Raw genomic sequence first — 14,023 nt, 5'->3', positions numbered from 1 at the left:
CCGGCCGGGCGCCGACCGCGATCAGCGGTCGGCGCTGAGCCGATGCGGGAACTGCTCCTCGCGGTGCTGGAACTTCAGGATCGCGGGGTTCTCGACGACGCCGTCGGCGATCTCGATCGCCCGGCGGAGCGTTTCGTCGGCCTGCCACGCCGACGGTCCGTCCATCACCGACCGCAGGTAGGGGAGCAGCGCGTTGCTGATCTCCCAGGTGGCCGAGTTCCACAGGTACGACGGGCTGTGGTCGACCGCGTAGTACCGGATGTGTTCTCCCACCATGAAGGTCGGCTCGGCGAACGACGTCGGTCGCGCCCAACTGAAGCCCATTCCCGCGTCGCACGACACGTCCACGATGAGCGTCCCCGGAGCCAGGGACGGCAGATCCTCGGCATCGAGGAAGGTCAACGGTGCATTCGGATCCTGCAGCACGCAGTTCACGATCACGTCGAATCCGCGGAGGAACTCGTTGAGCGCGACGCCGCCGTCGTCGGTGATCACGTAGGTGCCGCGCGCGAACGAGTCCGATTGGTCGAACTGCACGATGTCCGCCGAATGAATCGGCGACCCGACGGCGGTCACGCCGCGCTGAGTGATGACGTGCACGTCGTGCACGCCGTGGGCGTTCAGTGCGGTGACGGCCCCGCGCGCGGTGGCGCCGAACCCGATCACCACGGCGTTCAGGCGCCGGCCGTAGTCGCCGGTCGACCCGTTGAGCGCCATGGCGTGCAGCACCGAGCAGTACCCGGCCAGCTCGTTGTTCTTGTGAAAGACATGCAGGTTGAACGATCCTTCGGAGGTCCAGAAGTTCATGGCTTCGAAGGCGATGAGGGTGAGGCGGCGATCGATCGCCACCTGGGTGAGCTCGGCGTCCTGGACGCAGTGCGGCCAGCCCCACAAGGTCTGGTGTTCCCGTAGGTCCTTCAGATCCTGGGCCTGGGGTTTGGGCAGCAGGACGATGTCGGAGTGCTCGATGATTTCGGCGCGGCTGCGCAGTCCGGCGACCGACTCGGCCAGGACCGCATCGCTGACGCCGAACGGTTCGCCGTATCCCTCCTCGAGGTGGATCCGGGATCGCAGATCCGGGTCGATCCGCTCGACGTGCAGCGGGTGGATCGGCAGACGTCGTTCGTCCACCTTGCTGGAACCAGCGATAACTCCGAGGCTGAGCCGCGTCATCGTGCATTTCCTTAACTGTTCGCGCGGCAGAGGCCGGCGCGGAGACGGCTCGAGGGAGATTCCTAGACAAAGCCGTGAAGAGACCCGACGTGATCGGGTGGCGGGCGAGGAGAAGACCGTCGCCGTCGGCACCGATCTTACGTGCCCGCGGCTGGCCCGGACTCGCCCGGTGGCGTAAACGTGTAGCCATGAGTGCCCAGCCAGCCGCCCCCGTGCCCGTCGCGATCGAACCGGAACAGGATCCGCATCTGGTCGCCGCCGTCGCCGACGGCGGCGGGGTGGTGGTCCCGCTCGACCAGGCGCGGGTACTGGTGTGGCTCGGTTCGCCCGCCGACTTTCCGTCTCTGGCCGACACCGTCGAGTGGGTCGCCCTCAAAACCGCAGGCATCGAGTACTTCCGCGCCGCCGGTGTGATCGACGACCGCCGGATCTGGACCAACGCCTCCGGCTTCTACGCCGCCGGCTGCGCCGAGCACGCACTCGCCCTGCTGCTGGCCGGGTTGCGGCAGATCTCCACCTCGGTGCTGCTGGGCTGGAACGAGGAGGTGATCCCGCCCGCGGTCCGCACACTGCGCGAGTCGACAGTGGCGATCATCGGTGCCGGCGGCATCGGCCGTGAGCTGACCCCGCGGCTGAAGGCGTGCGGCGCAACGGTGATCGCCGTCAACCGATCGGGGCGCGAGGTGGCCGGCGCAGATCGCACCGCGGCGTCGTCGGATCTGGACCGGGTGCTCGCCGACACCGACCACGTGGTGCTCGCCGCTCCCGCCACCCCGGAGACCCGGCACCTGATCGACGACCGCACCCTGGCTCTGCTGAAGCCGCACAGCTGGATCGTCAACGTCGCTCGCGGACCGCTGATCGATCAGGCGGCGCTCGGTCGGGCGCTGCGGGCGGGGACCATCGCCGGGGCGGCGCTCGACGTCACCGATCCCGAGCCGCCGGCCGACGACGATCCGTTGTGGGCGCTGCCGAATCTCATCGTCACCCCGCACATCGCGAATCCGTCACCGGAGCTCACCCGCGAGATGGCGCCCTGGCTGGCCGAGAACGTGCGCCGCTTCGCCGCCGGTGGGGAACTGATCTCGGTGATCGATCCGGCGCGCGACTACTGACGCACCGGGCGCTATCGGTCGGCCTGCGGCGGCGGGGGCGGAGACACCCAGCGGCGCAAGAAGGTTCGCAGCTGGTCGTCGGTCTGCGGCGGGTGATGCGGGTACTGCTGAAAACTCAGCCACATCCGCATGACGAGTTCGGCGAGGCCCTCCATCGCGTCCTCGTCGTACCCTTGCGCCGGCCAGTCGACAGGGAGCCGGCGCAGCATCTGCGCCCCCAGCGCCACCGCGCCGGAGGTGGTCACCTCGCGGCTGAACGATTCGGTGGCCCCGGCCCGCAGCATCAGTCCCAGTCCGGGCTCGTCGGGCAGTGCGTGCAGGCAGTAGATGATGGTCTCGCTGACCGCCTCTTCCACCGTGCGGACATGGTCGAGCGCCGCAGCCATGCGGTCCAGGAACTCGCCGGCCCCGGCGGCTGCGACCGCCGAGAGCATCTCGTCGACCGACGAGAAGTACCGGTACACGGTCTGGCGGGTGACCCCGGCTTCGGCGGCGACGTCGCCCATCCGGGTCTTCGCCAGACCGAAACGCTCGACGCAGCGGGACGCGGCCTCGAGAATCCGGGCCCGTGCCTCGTCCGCATCCTGGGGGAGATCCCCCTGCCACCCACGAGTCCTCACGGCCCTCATGCTTTCACACGGATCTCCGGCTCTCGCTTGAGTGCGACCGTCGCCCCGCGCTTGAGAGCGACGGCCAGCACCGCGATCGCCACCACGAAGCAGGCGACGACGTAGGGCAGGTTGCCGATCGGTGTTCCGTCGGCGGTGACCCCGTCGACCGCTTCGAAGTAGGCGGGCAGCGCGGCGATCCACAGGACGGCCATCACCACCAGGAACAGGATCGGGAAGAACCGCAGGAACGGTGCCGCGGTCCGCGCCGGGATCAGGTCCGGCTCGGCGTCCGCGCGCGTCCGGCGCCACTGATCCCATAGCAGCCAGAGCCCGATCACCCAGATCCCGAACACCTGGATCGCGAAGACGACGGTCTGCGCGGTCAGGTTGGCGTTCTCCCGCCCGAAGACGGCGGTGCTGATCGAGAGGATCGGCATGGAGATCACCGCCAGCGCGCCGGCGACGACGATCCGCCAGACGAGCGACCAGCCGCGCACCGAGCGGCCCTGAATCGTCGGCTTCTGCACCAGGAGCACGCAGAAGAAGGTGAGCACCGCGAACGAGACGGTCGCGAACAGCCACACGCTGCTCCACGGCACCGAATCGAAGAGCGGTACGGCCGACGGATTGCCGAGCAGATCGGATTCGGCACCGTAGAAGGGTTCGTCGACGTTCCACGCCCACCACTTCAGCTGCGGACCGAGCTGATCGAAGATCTCGTAGAACACCTGGAAGACCAGCGCCACCACCAGCGAGCCGCGCAGCGCCGACCACTTGCGGCCGTCGAAGAAGCCGAGGGCGCGGACGATCTCGTAGGCGACCTGGCTCATCGCCGGATAGAAGGCGACGATGTACAGCGGCAGCCTGTCGTACATGAACTCCACGGTGAAGACGTTGTGGGCGAACATGAAGCCCATCGCGTCCTGCATGCCGAACCATTCGGGGAAGTACAGCGGTGGCTCGATGATGAACAGGTAGACCAGCGCGCCGAACCACAGGGCCAGGTTGGTCGGGTCGCCGTCGCGGCGCAGGCGGCGGACGGCGTGGACCAGCGCCAGCACGGCGCCGATGATGATGGTGAGCTCCAGGATCGGCTGGCTCCAGTGCTCCAGCGTGAACGGATTGCGCAAGGTCGCCACCGGATCGGCGTCCTCGCAGACGAATCCGAGGTAGCGGGTGACGATGAATGCGGGCGTGCCCGGATCGCAGATGGCCATGTCGCCCGGCTCAGTCGGTGACCGAAGCGGTGGAAGCGGCGGAAGCGGTGGTGCTGCCGACCACCTGGGCGCGGCCGCCCGGGCGCGGCTTGCCGTCGCTCCAGATGTCGGACGGCGGATCCTGCTGCGCGTCGAATCCCATGGGCAGCGTCGTGCGGCCGACGATCCGCTTGATCCCGTACCAGGCGAACCCGGCCAGCACCCGCGGGCTCTTGATCATCTCGGTGACCGACTCGTCGAGGTTGAACACCGCCGTGAAGTGCTCTTCGACCTTCTTGTCCTCCCGGGTGGTCGCCGAGATGTGGTTGAAGATCGGCCAGGACGCCCGATAGGCCAGCCGCCGGCGCCAGGGCGGGGCCAGTTCGGTGCCCTCGGCGTTGTCGTAGCCCTGGTCCCGAGCCAGTGCCAGCACCCAGATGTCGTCGAGCAGGGCGCGCTGGTCGGCGAAGAAGTCGCGGGTGAAGCCGGCGTCCAGGGGCCGATCGGCGGCGAGCTTCTCGCCTAGCAGCAGCGCCGACTTACCGGCCGAACTCATCCCCTGCGCGTAGAAGGGGTTGAAGCCGCAGATGGCATCACCGAGGACGACGAGTCCGGCGGGCGGATTCTCCAGCTCGTCGTAACGGCGGCGCCGGTTGCCGGTGGACTTGGTGACGAAGACCTTGGAGATCGGCTCGCACAGCGCCACGGCGCGGCCGAAGGCCGGAGCGCGCACCTTGCGTGTGGCGGCGACGAAGTCGTCCTCCTCGCGCGGCATCGGAAGGCCCCACGAACCCATCGTCACCAGCACCCGGTCGTGTTCGATCGGGAAGATCTGGCAGAGGAAGTCGTGCTCGGGCGGATGCGGCCCGGTGTCCGAGGTCGGCATCACCGACATCTGGGCCCACCACCAATCGTCCGGAAGTTCCGCGGGCTTCTGATACCAGCGGGACGAATAGGTGACCCCGGCGTCGAGCGACTGGACCCGGATCGCCGGCCAGCCGTCGCGCTCGAGCCAGTCGTCGACCGGCGACCCTCGTCCGAGGGCGTCGACCACCAGGTCGGCCTCGATCAGGGTCCGCTGTCGCCCGTAGTCGCCACCGGTGACCCAGACGCCGGTCACCGCGCCGTCCGGGGCGTCGGCGCCGGTGGTCTCCAGGCCGGCGACATTGACGCCTTCCTCCACGCGCACGTTGGACACCTCGGCGAGCACGTCCCGCAGGGTGCGCTCGATCAGCAGACGCGAGGCGTACACCATGGTCATGGTGCTTTCGCCGCGCGGAATCCAGCCGGCGCCCTCGCAGTGCGCCGCGGCCTGGGACGGCATCATGTGCAGCGCTCCGGCGTCGATCAGCCGCTGTTCGAAGCCGGGGAAGATCCGATCCATCGCCCGTCGGCCCGAGTTCAGCAGGAAGTGCGGATGCTTGCTCTGCGGCACACCGCGCCGGTGTTCGGCGTCCTCGCCGATCACGTCGCGTTCCAGAACGAGGACTTCGTCGAAGTAGGGCGCCGCAGCGCCGGCGGCGCACATTCCGGCGATGCTGCCGCCCAGTACGACGGCCAGCTTTCCATGGGTCATGCGCTTCTCCTCGGTCGTTACGTCATACAAAGTCTGTGTGATGTAACACCGTAGGGCGGTGACCCGGAACACGTCAATACAAGACTGGAACGTGTTTCAGACCTCCAGTTGGGCACCGGTCTTGGGAGGGGACAGCGATAGCGCGTGGTTCTCGTCGTCGCTGAAGGCGCGGGCGCGAGACAGGAACCGCACGCCCTCGGGTGCTTCGAGTGAGAAGCCGGCGCCGCGTCCGGGGACCACGTCGAGGATCAGTTGGGTGTGCTTCCACAGTTCGAACTGATCGCCGTTGATCCACACCCGCACCAGGGGCAGCGGGTCGGGCAGGTCCAGTTCGCCGACCAGCACGTCGCGTTGACCGATGCGATAGTCGCCCACCGGATAACACATCGGTGCGCTGCCGTCACAGCAGCCGCCGGACTGGTGGATCATCAGGCCGCCGTGTAACTCGGTCAGTTTGGTCAGCAGTGCCGTCGCGGACTCGGTGGCGACCACGCGATCGGGGGCAGCATCTCGACTCATCACTCATCACCTCTCAAGACTAGAATGCGCCCCGGGGCGAGGCCCCGGGGCGCAACCGGCTTTCTAGAAGAAGCCCTTCGGGTCTCCCGAGTAGCCGACCAGCAGGTTCTTGGTCTGCTGGTAGTGCGACAGCATCATCAGGTGGTTCTCGCGGCCGATCCCGGAGTTCTTGTAGCCGCCGAAGGCCGCGTGTGCCGGGTAGTCGTGGTAGGTGTTCGTCCACACACGGCCGGCCTGGATGTCGCGGCCCGCGCGGTAGGCGACGGTGCCGTTACGGCTCCACACGCCGGCGCCCAGGCCGTACAGGGTGTCGTTGGCGATCTTGATGCCGTCCTCGTAGTCGCGGAAGCTGGTCACCGCGAGCACCGGGCCGAAGATCTCCTCCTGGAAGATCCGCATGTCGTTGTTGCCACGGAAGACGGTCGGCTTGATGTAGTAGCCGCCCGACAGGTCACCGCCCAGGTCGACGGCCTCGCCGCCGATGAGCACCTCGGCGCCCTCTTCCCGGCCGATGGACAGGTACGACTGGATCTTCTCGTACTGGTCGTTGGAGGCCTGCGCGCCCATCATGGTCTCGGTGTCGAGCGGGTTGCCCTGCTTGATCTTGCTGACCCGGTCGACGGCCTTCTCCAGGAAGCTGTCGTAGATGCCTTCCTGGATCAGCGCGCGGCTCGGGCAGGTGCAGACCTCACCCTGGTTGAGGGCGAACATCGCGAAGCCCTCGAGGGCGCGCTGCAGGAAGCCGTCGTCTTCGCTCATCACGTCGTCGAAGAACAGGTTCGGGCTCTTGCCGCCCAGCTCCAGGGTCACCGGGATCAGGTTCTCCGAGGCGTACTGCGAGATCAGCCGGCCGGTGGTGGTCTCGCCGGTGAAGGCGATCTTGCGGATGCGGTTGCTGGAGGCCAGCGGCTTGCCCGCCTCCACGCCGAAGCCGTTCACCACGTTGATCACGCCGGGCGGCAGCACCTCGCTGAGCAGGCTCATCAGGTACAGGATCGATGTCGGGGTCTGCTCGGCCGGCTTGAGGACCACGCAGTTGCCGGCGGCCAGCGCGGGAGCCAGCTTCCAGGTGGCCATCAGGATCGGGAAGTTCCACGGGATGATCTGGCCGACGACGCCGAGCGGCTCGTGGAAGTGGTACGCGACGGTGTCCTGGTCGATCTCGGAGATCCCGCCCTCCTGGGCGCGGATCACACCGGCGTAGTAGCGGAAGTGGTCGATCGCGAGCGGAATGTCGGCGGCCAGCGTCTCACGGACGGCCTTGCCGTTCTCCCATGTCTCGGCGACGGCCAGGCTCTCCAGGTTCGCCTCCATCACGTCGGCGATCTTGTTGAGGACGGCCGAGCGCTCGGCGACCGAGGTCTTGCCCCAGGCGGGAGCGGCGGCGTGCGCGGCGTCGAGGGCGAGTTCGATGTCCTCGGCGGTCGAGCGGGCCACCTCGCAGAAGGTCTTGCCGTCGATCGGGGAGGGATTCTCGAAGTACTGACCCTTCACCGGCGGCACCCACTGCCCGCCGATCCAATTGTCGTAGCGGGATTCGTAGCTCATCAGCGAGCCTTCGGAACCGGGCTTGGCGAAAACCGTCATCGGATACTCCTCTTTGTGCAGCGGTGACTTGTGCAGTCAGGTCACGTAGGTGATCTGAAACACACGGTAAACCCTGTGTGGTTGCAGTCACGTTGCATCGAGCCCGATGCCCGTCGCCGAGGAGGTCGGAGCCGGTGTCAGGGGAGGCCGTAGCGACGGTCGAGCAGCCGGATCCGACCGGTCGCGACGGCCCGCTGCGGGTGCCCGTCCGGCAGCACGGCGGCCAGGCGCTGCCAGGCCTCGGTGTCGTCGCGGCCGTGCGGCGACGACGTCCAGCCGTTGAGGGCGGCCGGATCGGCACTGCTGAGCACCCGCGATCGCAGGTCCTCGCGGAGTTCCTCGAACAACTCGACGACGCCGGGCGCCATCGACTCGGCGAGCAGTCCGCCGCGGCCGAGTGCGCTCACGGCGCCAGTCAGGTCGCCGCCGTCGATCAGGCCGCGGACGTCGCCGACGTCCGAGCTCATCTCGACGCTGATCCGGTACGGCCGCGCCGCGATCAGATCGCCGAGGTCCCGCCGCAACCGGGAGATCTCCGCGCGCACCGTGACCGCGCCCAGGTCGCCGTCGGACAGCAGGGTGGCCAGTTGTTCGGTGTTCAGGCCTTCGGGGTGGCTCTGCAGCAGGAGCAGGATCTCGGCATGGCGCGGGGAGAGCGGCACGGACGGTCCGCCCGCGGGCGTCCAGGTGGCGCCGTCGAGCACGGTCAGCCGGTTGACCGCGGCCGGGGCCTCGGCCCGCAGACGCAGCAGGGCCGACGGCGCCAGATCGACCGCCCGGGACCGAAGCTCTCGTTCCACCGCGGCGACGACGGAGCGCACCGCGGCGAGAGCGAACGGCGCCGCGGCCGCCGGACCTCCGGTGACGTCGACCGCCCCCAGCAGTTCCCCGGTCACCGGGTCGTGCACGGGTGCGGCGGCGCAGTTCCACTGCTGTACGCGGCTGGCGAAGTGCTCGGGGCCCAGGATCTGCACGCCCTGCTCGAGCGTGAGGGCCAGCCCGGGAGCGTTGGTGCCGACGGCCTCCTCGCTCCACACGGAGCCTTCGACGAAGTCGATGGCCGCGGCGCGGTCGCGGGCGGACCGGTCGCCCTCCACCCACAACAGCCGGCCGATCCGGTCGGTGAGCGCCACCACGACGCCGGAGCCGGCGATGTCGTCGAGCATCAGCGACTGGACCAGGTCGCGAACGGCAGCCAGCCGATGCGTGGTGCGGTACTCCTCGAAATCGCCGTCGGCCAGGTGGTTCTGTGGCTGTTCGGGGTCGGCGGTATCCGGGTCGATGCCGCCCCGGACCGAGCGCAGCCACGACTCCCGCACCACAGAACGCACGCTGTCGGCGACGGGTTCGTCGCCCGACCGGAGCCGTTCGTAGGCAGCGTGGATGTGCGCGATCGTGGCGTCGGCCATGGCACCTCCGGTTGTGGACCACGCGGCGGGGTCGGGGTCGGCTTCCCCTCGACGCGAGGGTCCTGACATCGATTCTGCCAATGCGAGTGTGACGTCGGCAATAATCGCTGAGAGGGAGCCGGCCGTTCGGCCGGCGACGAGGAGGCGTTGATGTCCGAAAGTACCGCTGCCGGCACCGTGCAGGGCGAGGTGGTCCGGCGTGATCCCGCCGAGGGCCGCGGGCGCACGGCGATCGCCGACACCGTCGTCGCGAAGATCGCGGGGATCGCTACGCGGGAGATCGTCGGCGTCTACGACCTCGGCGGTGCCGGCGAGCGCATGGTCGGCAAGGTCCGCGACGTGCTGCCTGGAACCACCGCCGACGTGACCCAGGGCATCGACGTGGAGGTCGGGGAGAAGCAGGCCGCCGTCGACGTGCAGATCATCGCCGAGTACGGCGTCGCCATCCATCAACTCGCTGCGGCGATCCGCCGGAACGTGGTCGGCGCGATCGAGGGCATGACGGGGCTGGAGGTGACCGAGGTGAACGTGACGGTGAGCGACGTCCATCTCCCCGACGCCGACGACGAGGTCGCCGACCCGGCGCGGCCGCCGCGGGTGCAGTGATGAACAACTTCGCCGCCGTCGGCCTCCTGGCCGGTCTGCTGCTGACGCTGACGGCCACCACCGGCGGCCTCACCGGTTTCCTCTTCGGTGTGGTGCTGGGCGGCATCGGTCTGCTCCTGGGCCTGCACCGCGACGGCACCATCGATCTGACCGCGGTGGTGCGGAGCCGTAACCGTGGCTGACGAGCTCGACGTCGACGTGCCGGGCCGACTGATCCTGGACGACAAGGTGGGCGAGACCATCGCCGTCCGCGCGGCGCTCGACGTGGACGCGGTGGTGAGCTACTCCGCCGGGATGGGGTCGCTCCTGTCCGGGCCGGCCGCGATGCTCTCGGCGGTCGGCGGCGGCTATCCGCGGGCCCGGATCGACATGAGCGCGGCACTGCCGCGCCTGTCGGTCGAGGTGGCGCTGGAGTGGCCGTGCCCGGTGACGCGGGTGTGCCGGGATCTGCGCGAGCACCTGACCGACGAACTGATGCGCCTCACCGGGGTGCGCCCGGTGGCGGTGGACGTGGACGTGGTCCAGCTGGTGCCGCGCGCGCAGGTGCGCCGTCGTCGCGCCGGGCTGATCGAGATTCCCGCAGTCGAAGAACCCGCCGTCGAGGAGCCCGCGTGAGCGCCGACGACCGGCGGTCCACCGCACGCCCGGCTGCGCTGCCCTCCGCCGTTCCGGCCGGGGCCGTGCTGGCGCTGCTGCTCCTGGTGCTGGCGGGGCTCGCGATCCGTGATCTGGCTGTGCGCGCCGGCTGGCTGAGCGGTGACGAATGGCTGCGCGGCGCCACCCACTGGGGTGCGAGCACAGGCTGGCAGACCTGGATGTGGCTGGTGGCCGTGCTCGCCGTCGTGGCCGGGCTGGCGCTGCTGTGGACGGCGGTCCGGCCCCGCCGGCACGACTATGTGGAATACGGCGACGACGGCGTCATGTGGACCCGTCCGCGCGACATCGCACGACGCTGCAGCGCCGCCGCGTCCGCGTTGCCCGGGGTCGACGGGGCCGTCACCCACTACGGGCGACGCAAGGTGACCGTGACGGTGGCCGGAGACCGGGGCGCGATCGATCGCGCCGCCGTCACCGAGGCCGTCGAGGAGGTCGTGCACGGCTTCGGCGGCCGCACGGTGACGGTGAAGCATGCGCGCGGCCGGGCGGGGGAACCGCGATGAACCGATTGCCCGCGGCCTGGAACCGCGTTTCGGTCGGTTTGATCGGCCTGCTGCTGATCTGCCTCGGCCTGGCCGGGATCTTCGCGCAGACCGGCGTGGAGCCGGTGGCGGGGTGGATCGCCAGGATCGATCCGGACAAGATCTCCCGCGGCGCCGACGCCGGCTGGTGGACCTGGGTGCTGGTCGGGGTGGCGCTGCTCGCGGTGATCTGGGCGGTGCGGCTGCTGGCCACCATGGTCCGTCCGCAGGCGGCGGCCGACCTGGTGCTCGACGGTTCCGCCGAGGGTGGCCGGATGACGATCGCCCCCGGCCTGATCGCCACGGCGGTGGCCGACGAACTGTCCGGCAGCACCCTTCTCGACGACGTCGCGGTGAAGGCCATCGACGACCGCGGCTCCACGATCCTCCGGATCTCGGTGACCGCGCCGGCCCACCGGTCGTACGACGAGATCGAAGGGCTGCTCGCCGATACCGTCGAGCAGGTCCGCACGGCCTTCGACGGCTCCGGTCTGCACGTGCAGGCCATGGTGGAACTGGCCTCGCCGAACGCCGGACGCCTATGACGCCCGCGACCGACGTGCCGGACGGAGCCGGTGCAGACGACGGCGCCGTCTTCCGGCTCGCCTACGTGCCCGGGGTGTTGCCGGCCAAGTGGGTGCGCGCGTTCGGCGAACGCCGCCCCGGGGTCGAGGTGGAACTGGTCGCCTGCCCGGCCGCCGAAGCCGGCGCCCTGGTGACCTCGGGTGAGGTCGACGCCGCCGTCGCCCGGCCGGCCGCAGACGAACCGGAGCTGGCGGTGATCGGTCTGTACCGGGAGGTGCCGGTGGTGGTGGTGCCGAAGGACCACCTGCTGACCGCCGCCGACGAACTGGTCTGTGCTGACCTGGCCGACCAGCAGTACCTGCTGCCGCTCGACGACGTGCTGGCCTGGCGCGATCGCCCGGGCACGCAGATCGACCACCGGCCGGAGACCACCGCCGACGCCGTGGAATTGGTGGCGGCCGGTCTCGGGGTGCTCGTGGTGCCGATGTCCCTGGCCCGCCTTCACCACCGCCGTGACCTGACCTACCGTCCGCTCGCCGACGGGCCGGTGGCCCCGGTCGGCCTGCTGTGGCGCGAGCCGACCGGGGACCTGATGGAGGAGTTCATCGGCGTGGTCCGCGGACGACGCCCCGGATCCTCGCGCGGCCAGAACCAGCCGACTCCCAAGCGCTCGGCCAAGGAGAAGGCCGCTGCGCGCCGGGCCGCGAAGGAGGCCGCGGGAACGATCCCGGCACGCAGCACCCGCCAGAACCGCCAGCCGCGCAAGGGGCGGCGCCCCCGCAAGCCTTAGAACGGCGGCGGGTCACCGGCCTCGGCGGCCCGCCGGCGTTCGTTGCGGAGTCGGGCGCGCTCGGCGCGGCGCCAGGCGTGCTTGTACGCGGTGGCGGCTCGCAGACCGCCCCCGGTGGGGCAGTTTCCGGTCCCGGTGGTCGGGCCGGACGGTGTGGGAGGCTCGGGTGGCGCCTGGGCCTGATGCAGGCAGCGCAGTTCGGCCAGCTGGGGGAACAGCCACTGGTTGGTCGCGGCCATCTCGACGGTGATGCCGTACGGGAGGGTGACCGACGACCACACCGAGCCGTCGTCCTCGATCCAGAGGTCGTCGACCCAGCCCTTCTCCGGGCGATCGGCACCCAGGTGCGTCTTCCAGAGGTGATGTGCTTTGCACTTCGGCGCGATGTTGCACAGGCAGGTCGGTCCGCCGGAGTCGGGGCAGATCTGATCGAACTCGTCGACGTGGTCCAGCTCGCAGTTCCACGCGGGCCGTTCGCAGCCGGCGACGGTGCACGTCGCGAACAGGCCGCGCACCAGGGCGTCGAGGGTCGCGTTGGGCCGGTAGGGATCGGCGGGCTGGCTGGTGTGGACGATCAGCGCTGGACGTTCGATCGGCGGGGTGTGCTCGGTCAGGTCGTCCAGGTCCAGATTCCGCACGGTGGCGTCGGGGCGCTGCGCGAGGTCGCGGGCGTGCTCGGCGCTGATCGGCCCGTAGCCGTCCAGGAATCCGGGTTCGTCGTCTTCACCGTCGAGCGTGGACTTCTGGCAGACGGCGTGCACGATGATGCGGGCCTGACGGTCGGAGATCTCCTGATCGCCGAGGGTGGCGGTGCAGGTCGACGAGTCCGGGCAGGCACAGGTGAACGGGAGGCCGCGCAGCCGGGCGATCGCCGCCGCAGACCGTCGCTGGCCGAGAGTGCGCGGATCGTTCGGGCACACGCCCTCCGCGAGTGCGTTGACCGCGGCCAGGGCGAGGCGGGCTTCCTCGGCGTCGGCGGTCACGTTGACGCCGCCCAAGCCGTCGGAGTAGTCGCGGTTGGTGACGTTCTTGCGCTTGCGCGCCTTCTCGCGGCGCCGGCGGATGGCGTCGCGGTCGTGTCGGGTCACCACGCGGTCGGCGATCTTCTCGGCCTTCTTCTCCGAGATGTGCCCGGCTCCGGCCAGGGCCTCCGCCAGATCGGTGTCGACGGCGGTGACCAGTTCCGGCTCGTCGACGATGTCGGTGCGCGCGACGGCGGTGACGAACATGGGCTGACTGATGGTGCCCTCGCGCAGCAGGTCGGCGGTCTTCGGCAGACGCTCGGACGCGGCCACCGCCTGGGCCACCAGGGCCCGCGCCGCCGGGGGCGCCACCGCGAAGAGGATGCCGACCTCGCCGACGGCCACGGTGTAGGGGTCGAACAGATCCTTCTGCTCGCCGCCGGCGCACACGGCGTCGTCGAGCTTGACCAGGGCGATGTCGATGAACTCGCCGATCGCGTGCAACTGCGCCCAGTAGAGGTAGGCCTGGCCGCGATGGGCGGAGGCCGCGTAGAGGAGCCAGTCGTGGCACTGCGTGTGCTCGTCGTCGTCGGCGCCTGGTGCGACCATGCCGGCAGCGGAGAAGTCCACCCGGTTCCACGGGGAACTGCGATCGATGTGAACCACGGCGCCTCCCCTTCGTCTCTGTGTTCGACTCGCTTATGATTTAGATTACATCCACACCTCGATGTGCGCAAGTGTTCGAACAGAGAAATTTCCGGCGTATTGCGATTGAC

The 14,023-nt window shown here is 69.6% G+C and carries 15 protein-coding genes; 7 read left to right on the top strand and 8 right to left on the bottom strand.

Going from position 1 to position 14,023, the window contains the following annotated elements; translation table 11 throughout:
- Positions 1 to 21: 21 nt before the first annotated feature.
- Positions 22 to 1,173, bottom strand: coding sequence for a N(5)-(carboxyethyl)ornithine synthase (locus ABD732_RS00510; protein ID WP_344779484.1), 1,152 nt, complete (start codon positions 1,171 to 1,173; stop codon positions 22 to 24).
- A 188-nt stretch (positions 1,174 to 1,361) separates the two neighbouring features.
- Here ABD732_RS00510 and ABD732_RS00505 point away from each other — a divergent pair, with 188 nt between their 5' ends.
- Entirely contained in the window at positions 1,362 to 2,288 is a 927-nt protein-coding gene (locus ABD732_RS00505) for a D-isomer specific 2-hydroxyacid dehydrogenase family protein (RefSeq protein WP_344779482.1), read from the top strand.
- A gap of 11 nt (positions 2,289 to 2,299) precedes the next feature.
- Here the strand turns inward: ABD732_RS00505 and ABD732_RS00500 are convergent, their stop codons facing one another.
- The 6 genes from ABD732_RS00500 to ABD732_RS00475 form a co-directional block, all read right to left on the bottom strand.
- Positions 2,300 to 2,908 carry a TetR/AcrR family transcriptional regulator gene (locus ABD732_RS00500; RefSeq protein WP_344779480.1) on the bottom strand — a complete coding sequence of 203 codons (609 nt, stop codon included), beginning with the start codon at positions 2,906 to 2,908 and terminating at the stop codon, positions 2,300 to 2,302.
- Positions 2,909 to 2,913: 5 nt separating this feature from the next.
- Positions 2,914 to 4,116, bottom strand: a complete 1,203-nt coding sequence (locus tag ABD732_RS00495; RefSeq protein ID WP_344779478.1) for a hypothetical protein — start codon at positions 4,114 to 4,116, stop codon at positions 2,914 to 2,916.
- 10 nt (positions 4,117 to 4,126) lie between these two features.
- Positions 4,127 to 5,671 (bottom strand): NAD(P)/FAD-dependent oxidoreductase, encoded by a 1,545-nt coding sequence (locus ABD732_RS00490; protein WP_344779476.1) that lies wholly within the window; start codon positions 5,669 to 5,671, stop codon positions 4,127 to 4,129.
- A gap of 96 nt (positions 5,672 to 5,767) precedes the next feature.
- Positions 5,768 to 6,190 carry a DUF779 domain-containing protein gene (locus ABD732_RS00485; RefSeq protein ID WP_344779474.1) on the bottom strand — a complete coding sequence of 141 codons (423 nt, stop codon included), beginning with the start codon at positions 6,188 to 6,190 and terminating at the stop codon, positions 5,768 to 5,770.
- Positions 6,191 to 6,253: 63 nt separating this feature from the next.
- Positions 6,254 to 7,777: an acetaldehyde dehydrogenase ExaC gene (exaC, locus tag ABD732_RS00480; RefSeq protein ID WP_344779472.1), complete on the bottom strand. Its 1,524-nt coding sequence runs from the start codon at positions 7,775 to 7,777 to the stop codon at positions 6,254 to 6,256.
- 137 nt (positions 7,778 to 7,914) lie between these two features.
- Positions 7,915 to 9,186: a helix-turn-helix domain-containing protein gene (locus ABD732_RS00475; RefSeq protein WP_344779470.1), complete on the bottom strand. Its 1,272-nt coding sequence runs from the start codon at positions 9,184 to 9,186 to the stop codon at positions 7,915 to 7,917.
- Positions 9,187 to 9,336: 150 nt separating this feature from the next.
- On the opposite strand from ABD732_RS00475, the gene ABD732_RS00470 reads away from it, so the two are divergent.
- The 6 genes from ABD732_RS00470 to ABD732_RS00445 are packed head-to-tail and all read left to right on the top strand — an operon-like array spanning position 9,337 to position 12,285.
- Positions 9,337 to 9,792 (top strand): Asp23/Gls24 family envelope stress response protein, encoded by a 456-nt coding sequence (locus tag ABD732_RS00470; RefSeq protein WP_344779468.1) that lies wholly within the window; start codon positions 9,337 to 9,339, stop codon positions 9,790 to 9,792.
- On the top strand, positions 9,792 to 9,974 hold the full coding sequence (locus ABD732_RS00465; RefSeq protein WP_344779466.1) for a DUF2273 domain-containing protein: 183 nt from the start codon (positions 9,792 to 9,794) through the stop codon (positions 9,972 to 9,974). Before ABD732_RS00470 ends, ABD732_RS00465 begins: the two co-directional genes overlap by 1 nt.
- The gene (locus ABD732_RS00460; protein ID WP_344779462.1) at positions 9,967 to 10,407 is read left to right on the top strand and encodes an Asp23/Gls24 family envelope stress response protein; all 441 of its coding nucleotides are present in this window, start codon (positions 9,967 to 9,969) and stop codon (positions 10,405 to 10,407) included. Before ABD732_RS00465 ends, ABD732_RS00460 begins: the two co-directional genes overlap by 8 nt.
- Entirely contained in the window at positions 10,404 to 10,952 is a 549-nt protein-coding gene (locus tag ABD732_RS00455) for a DUF6286 domain-containing protein (RefSeq protein ID WP_344779460.1), read from the top strand. Before ABD732_RS00460 ends, ABD732_RS00455 begins: the two co-directional genes overlap by 4 nt.
- On the top strand, positions 10,949 to 11,515 hold the full coding sequence (locus ABD732_RS00450; RefSeq protein ID WP_344779458.1) for a hypothetical protein: 567 nt from the start codon (positions 10,949 to 10,951) through the stop codon (positions 11,513 to 11,515). Before ABD732_RS00455 ends, ABD732_RS00450 begins: the two co-directional genes overlap by 4 nt.
- Entirely contained in the window at positions 11,512 to 12,285 is a 774-nt protein-coding gene (locus ABD732_RS00445) for a LysR family substrate-binding domain-containing protein (protein WP_344779456.1), read from the top strand. Before ABD732_RS00450 ends, ABD732_RS00445 begins: the two co-directional genes overlap by 4 nt.
- Here ABD732_RS00445 and ABD732_RS00440 read toward each other — a convergent pair.
- Positions 12,282 to 13,913, bottom strand: coding sequence for a DUF222 domain-containing protein (locus ABD732_RS00440; protein ID WP_344779454.1), 1,632 nt, complete (start codon positions 13,911 to 13,913; stop codon positions 12,282 to 12,284). The two genes, ABD732_RS00445 and ABD732_RS00440, sit on opposite strands and share 4 nt — an antisense overlap.
- Positions 13,914 to 14,023: the final 110 nt, after the last annotated feature.

The organism is Gordonia caeni (assembly GCF_039537105.1).
Classification (GTDB): Bacteria; Actinomycetota; Actinomycetes; order Mycobacteriales; family Mycobacteriaceae; genus Gordonia; species Gordonia caeni.
The sequence above is the reverse complement of the archived record's forward strand: the minus strand, read 5'-3'. Positions and strand labels throughout refer to the sequence as shown.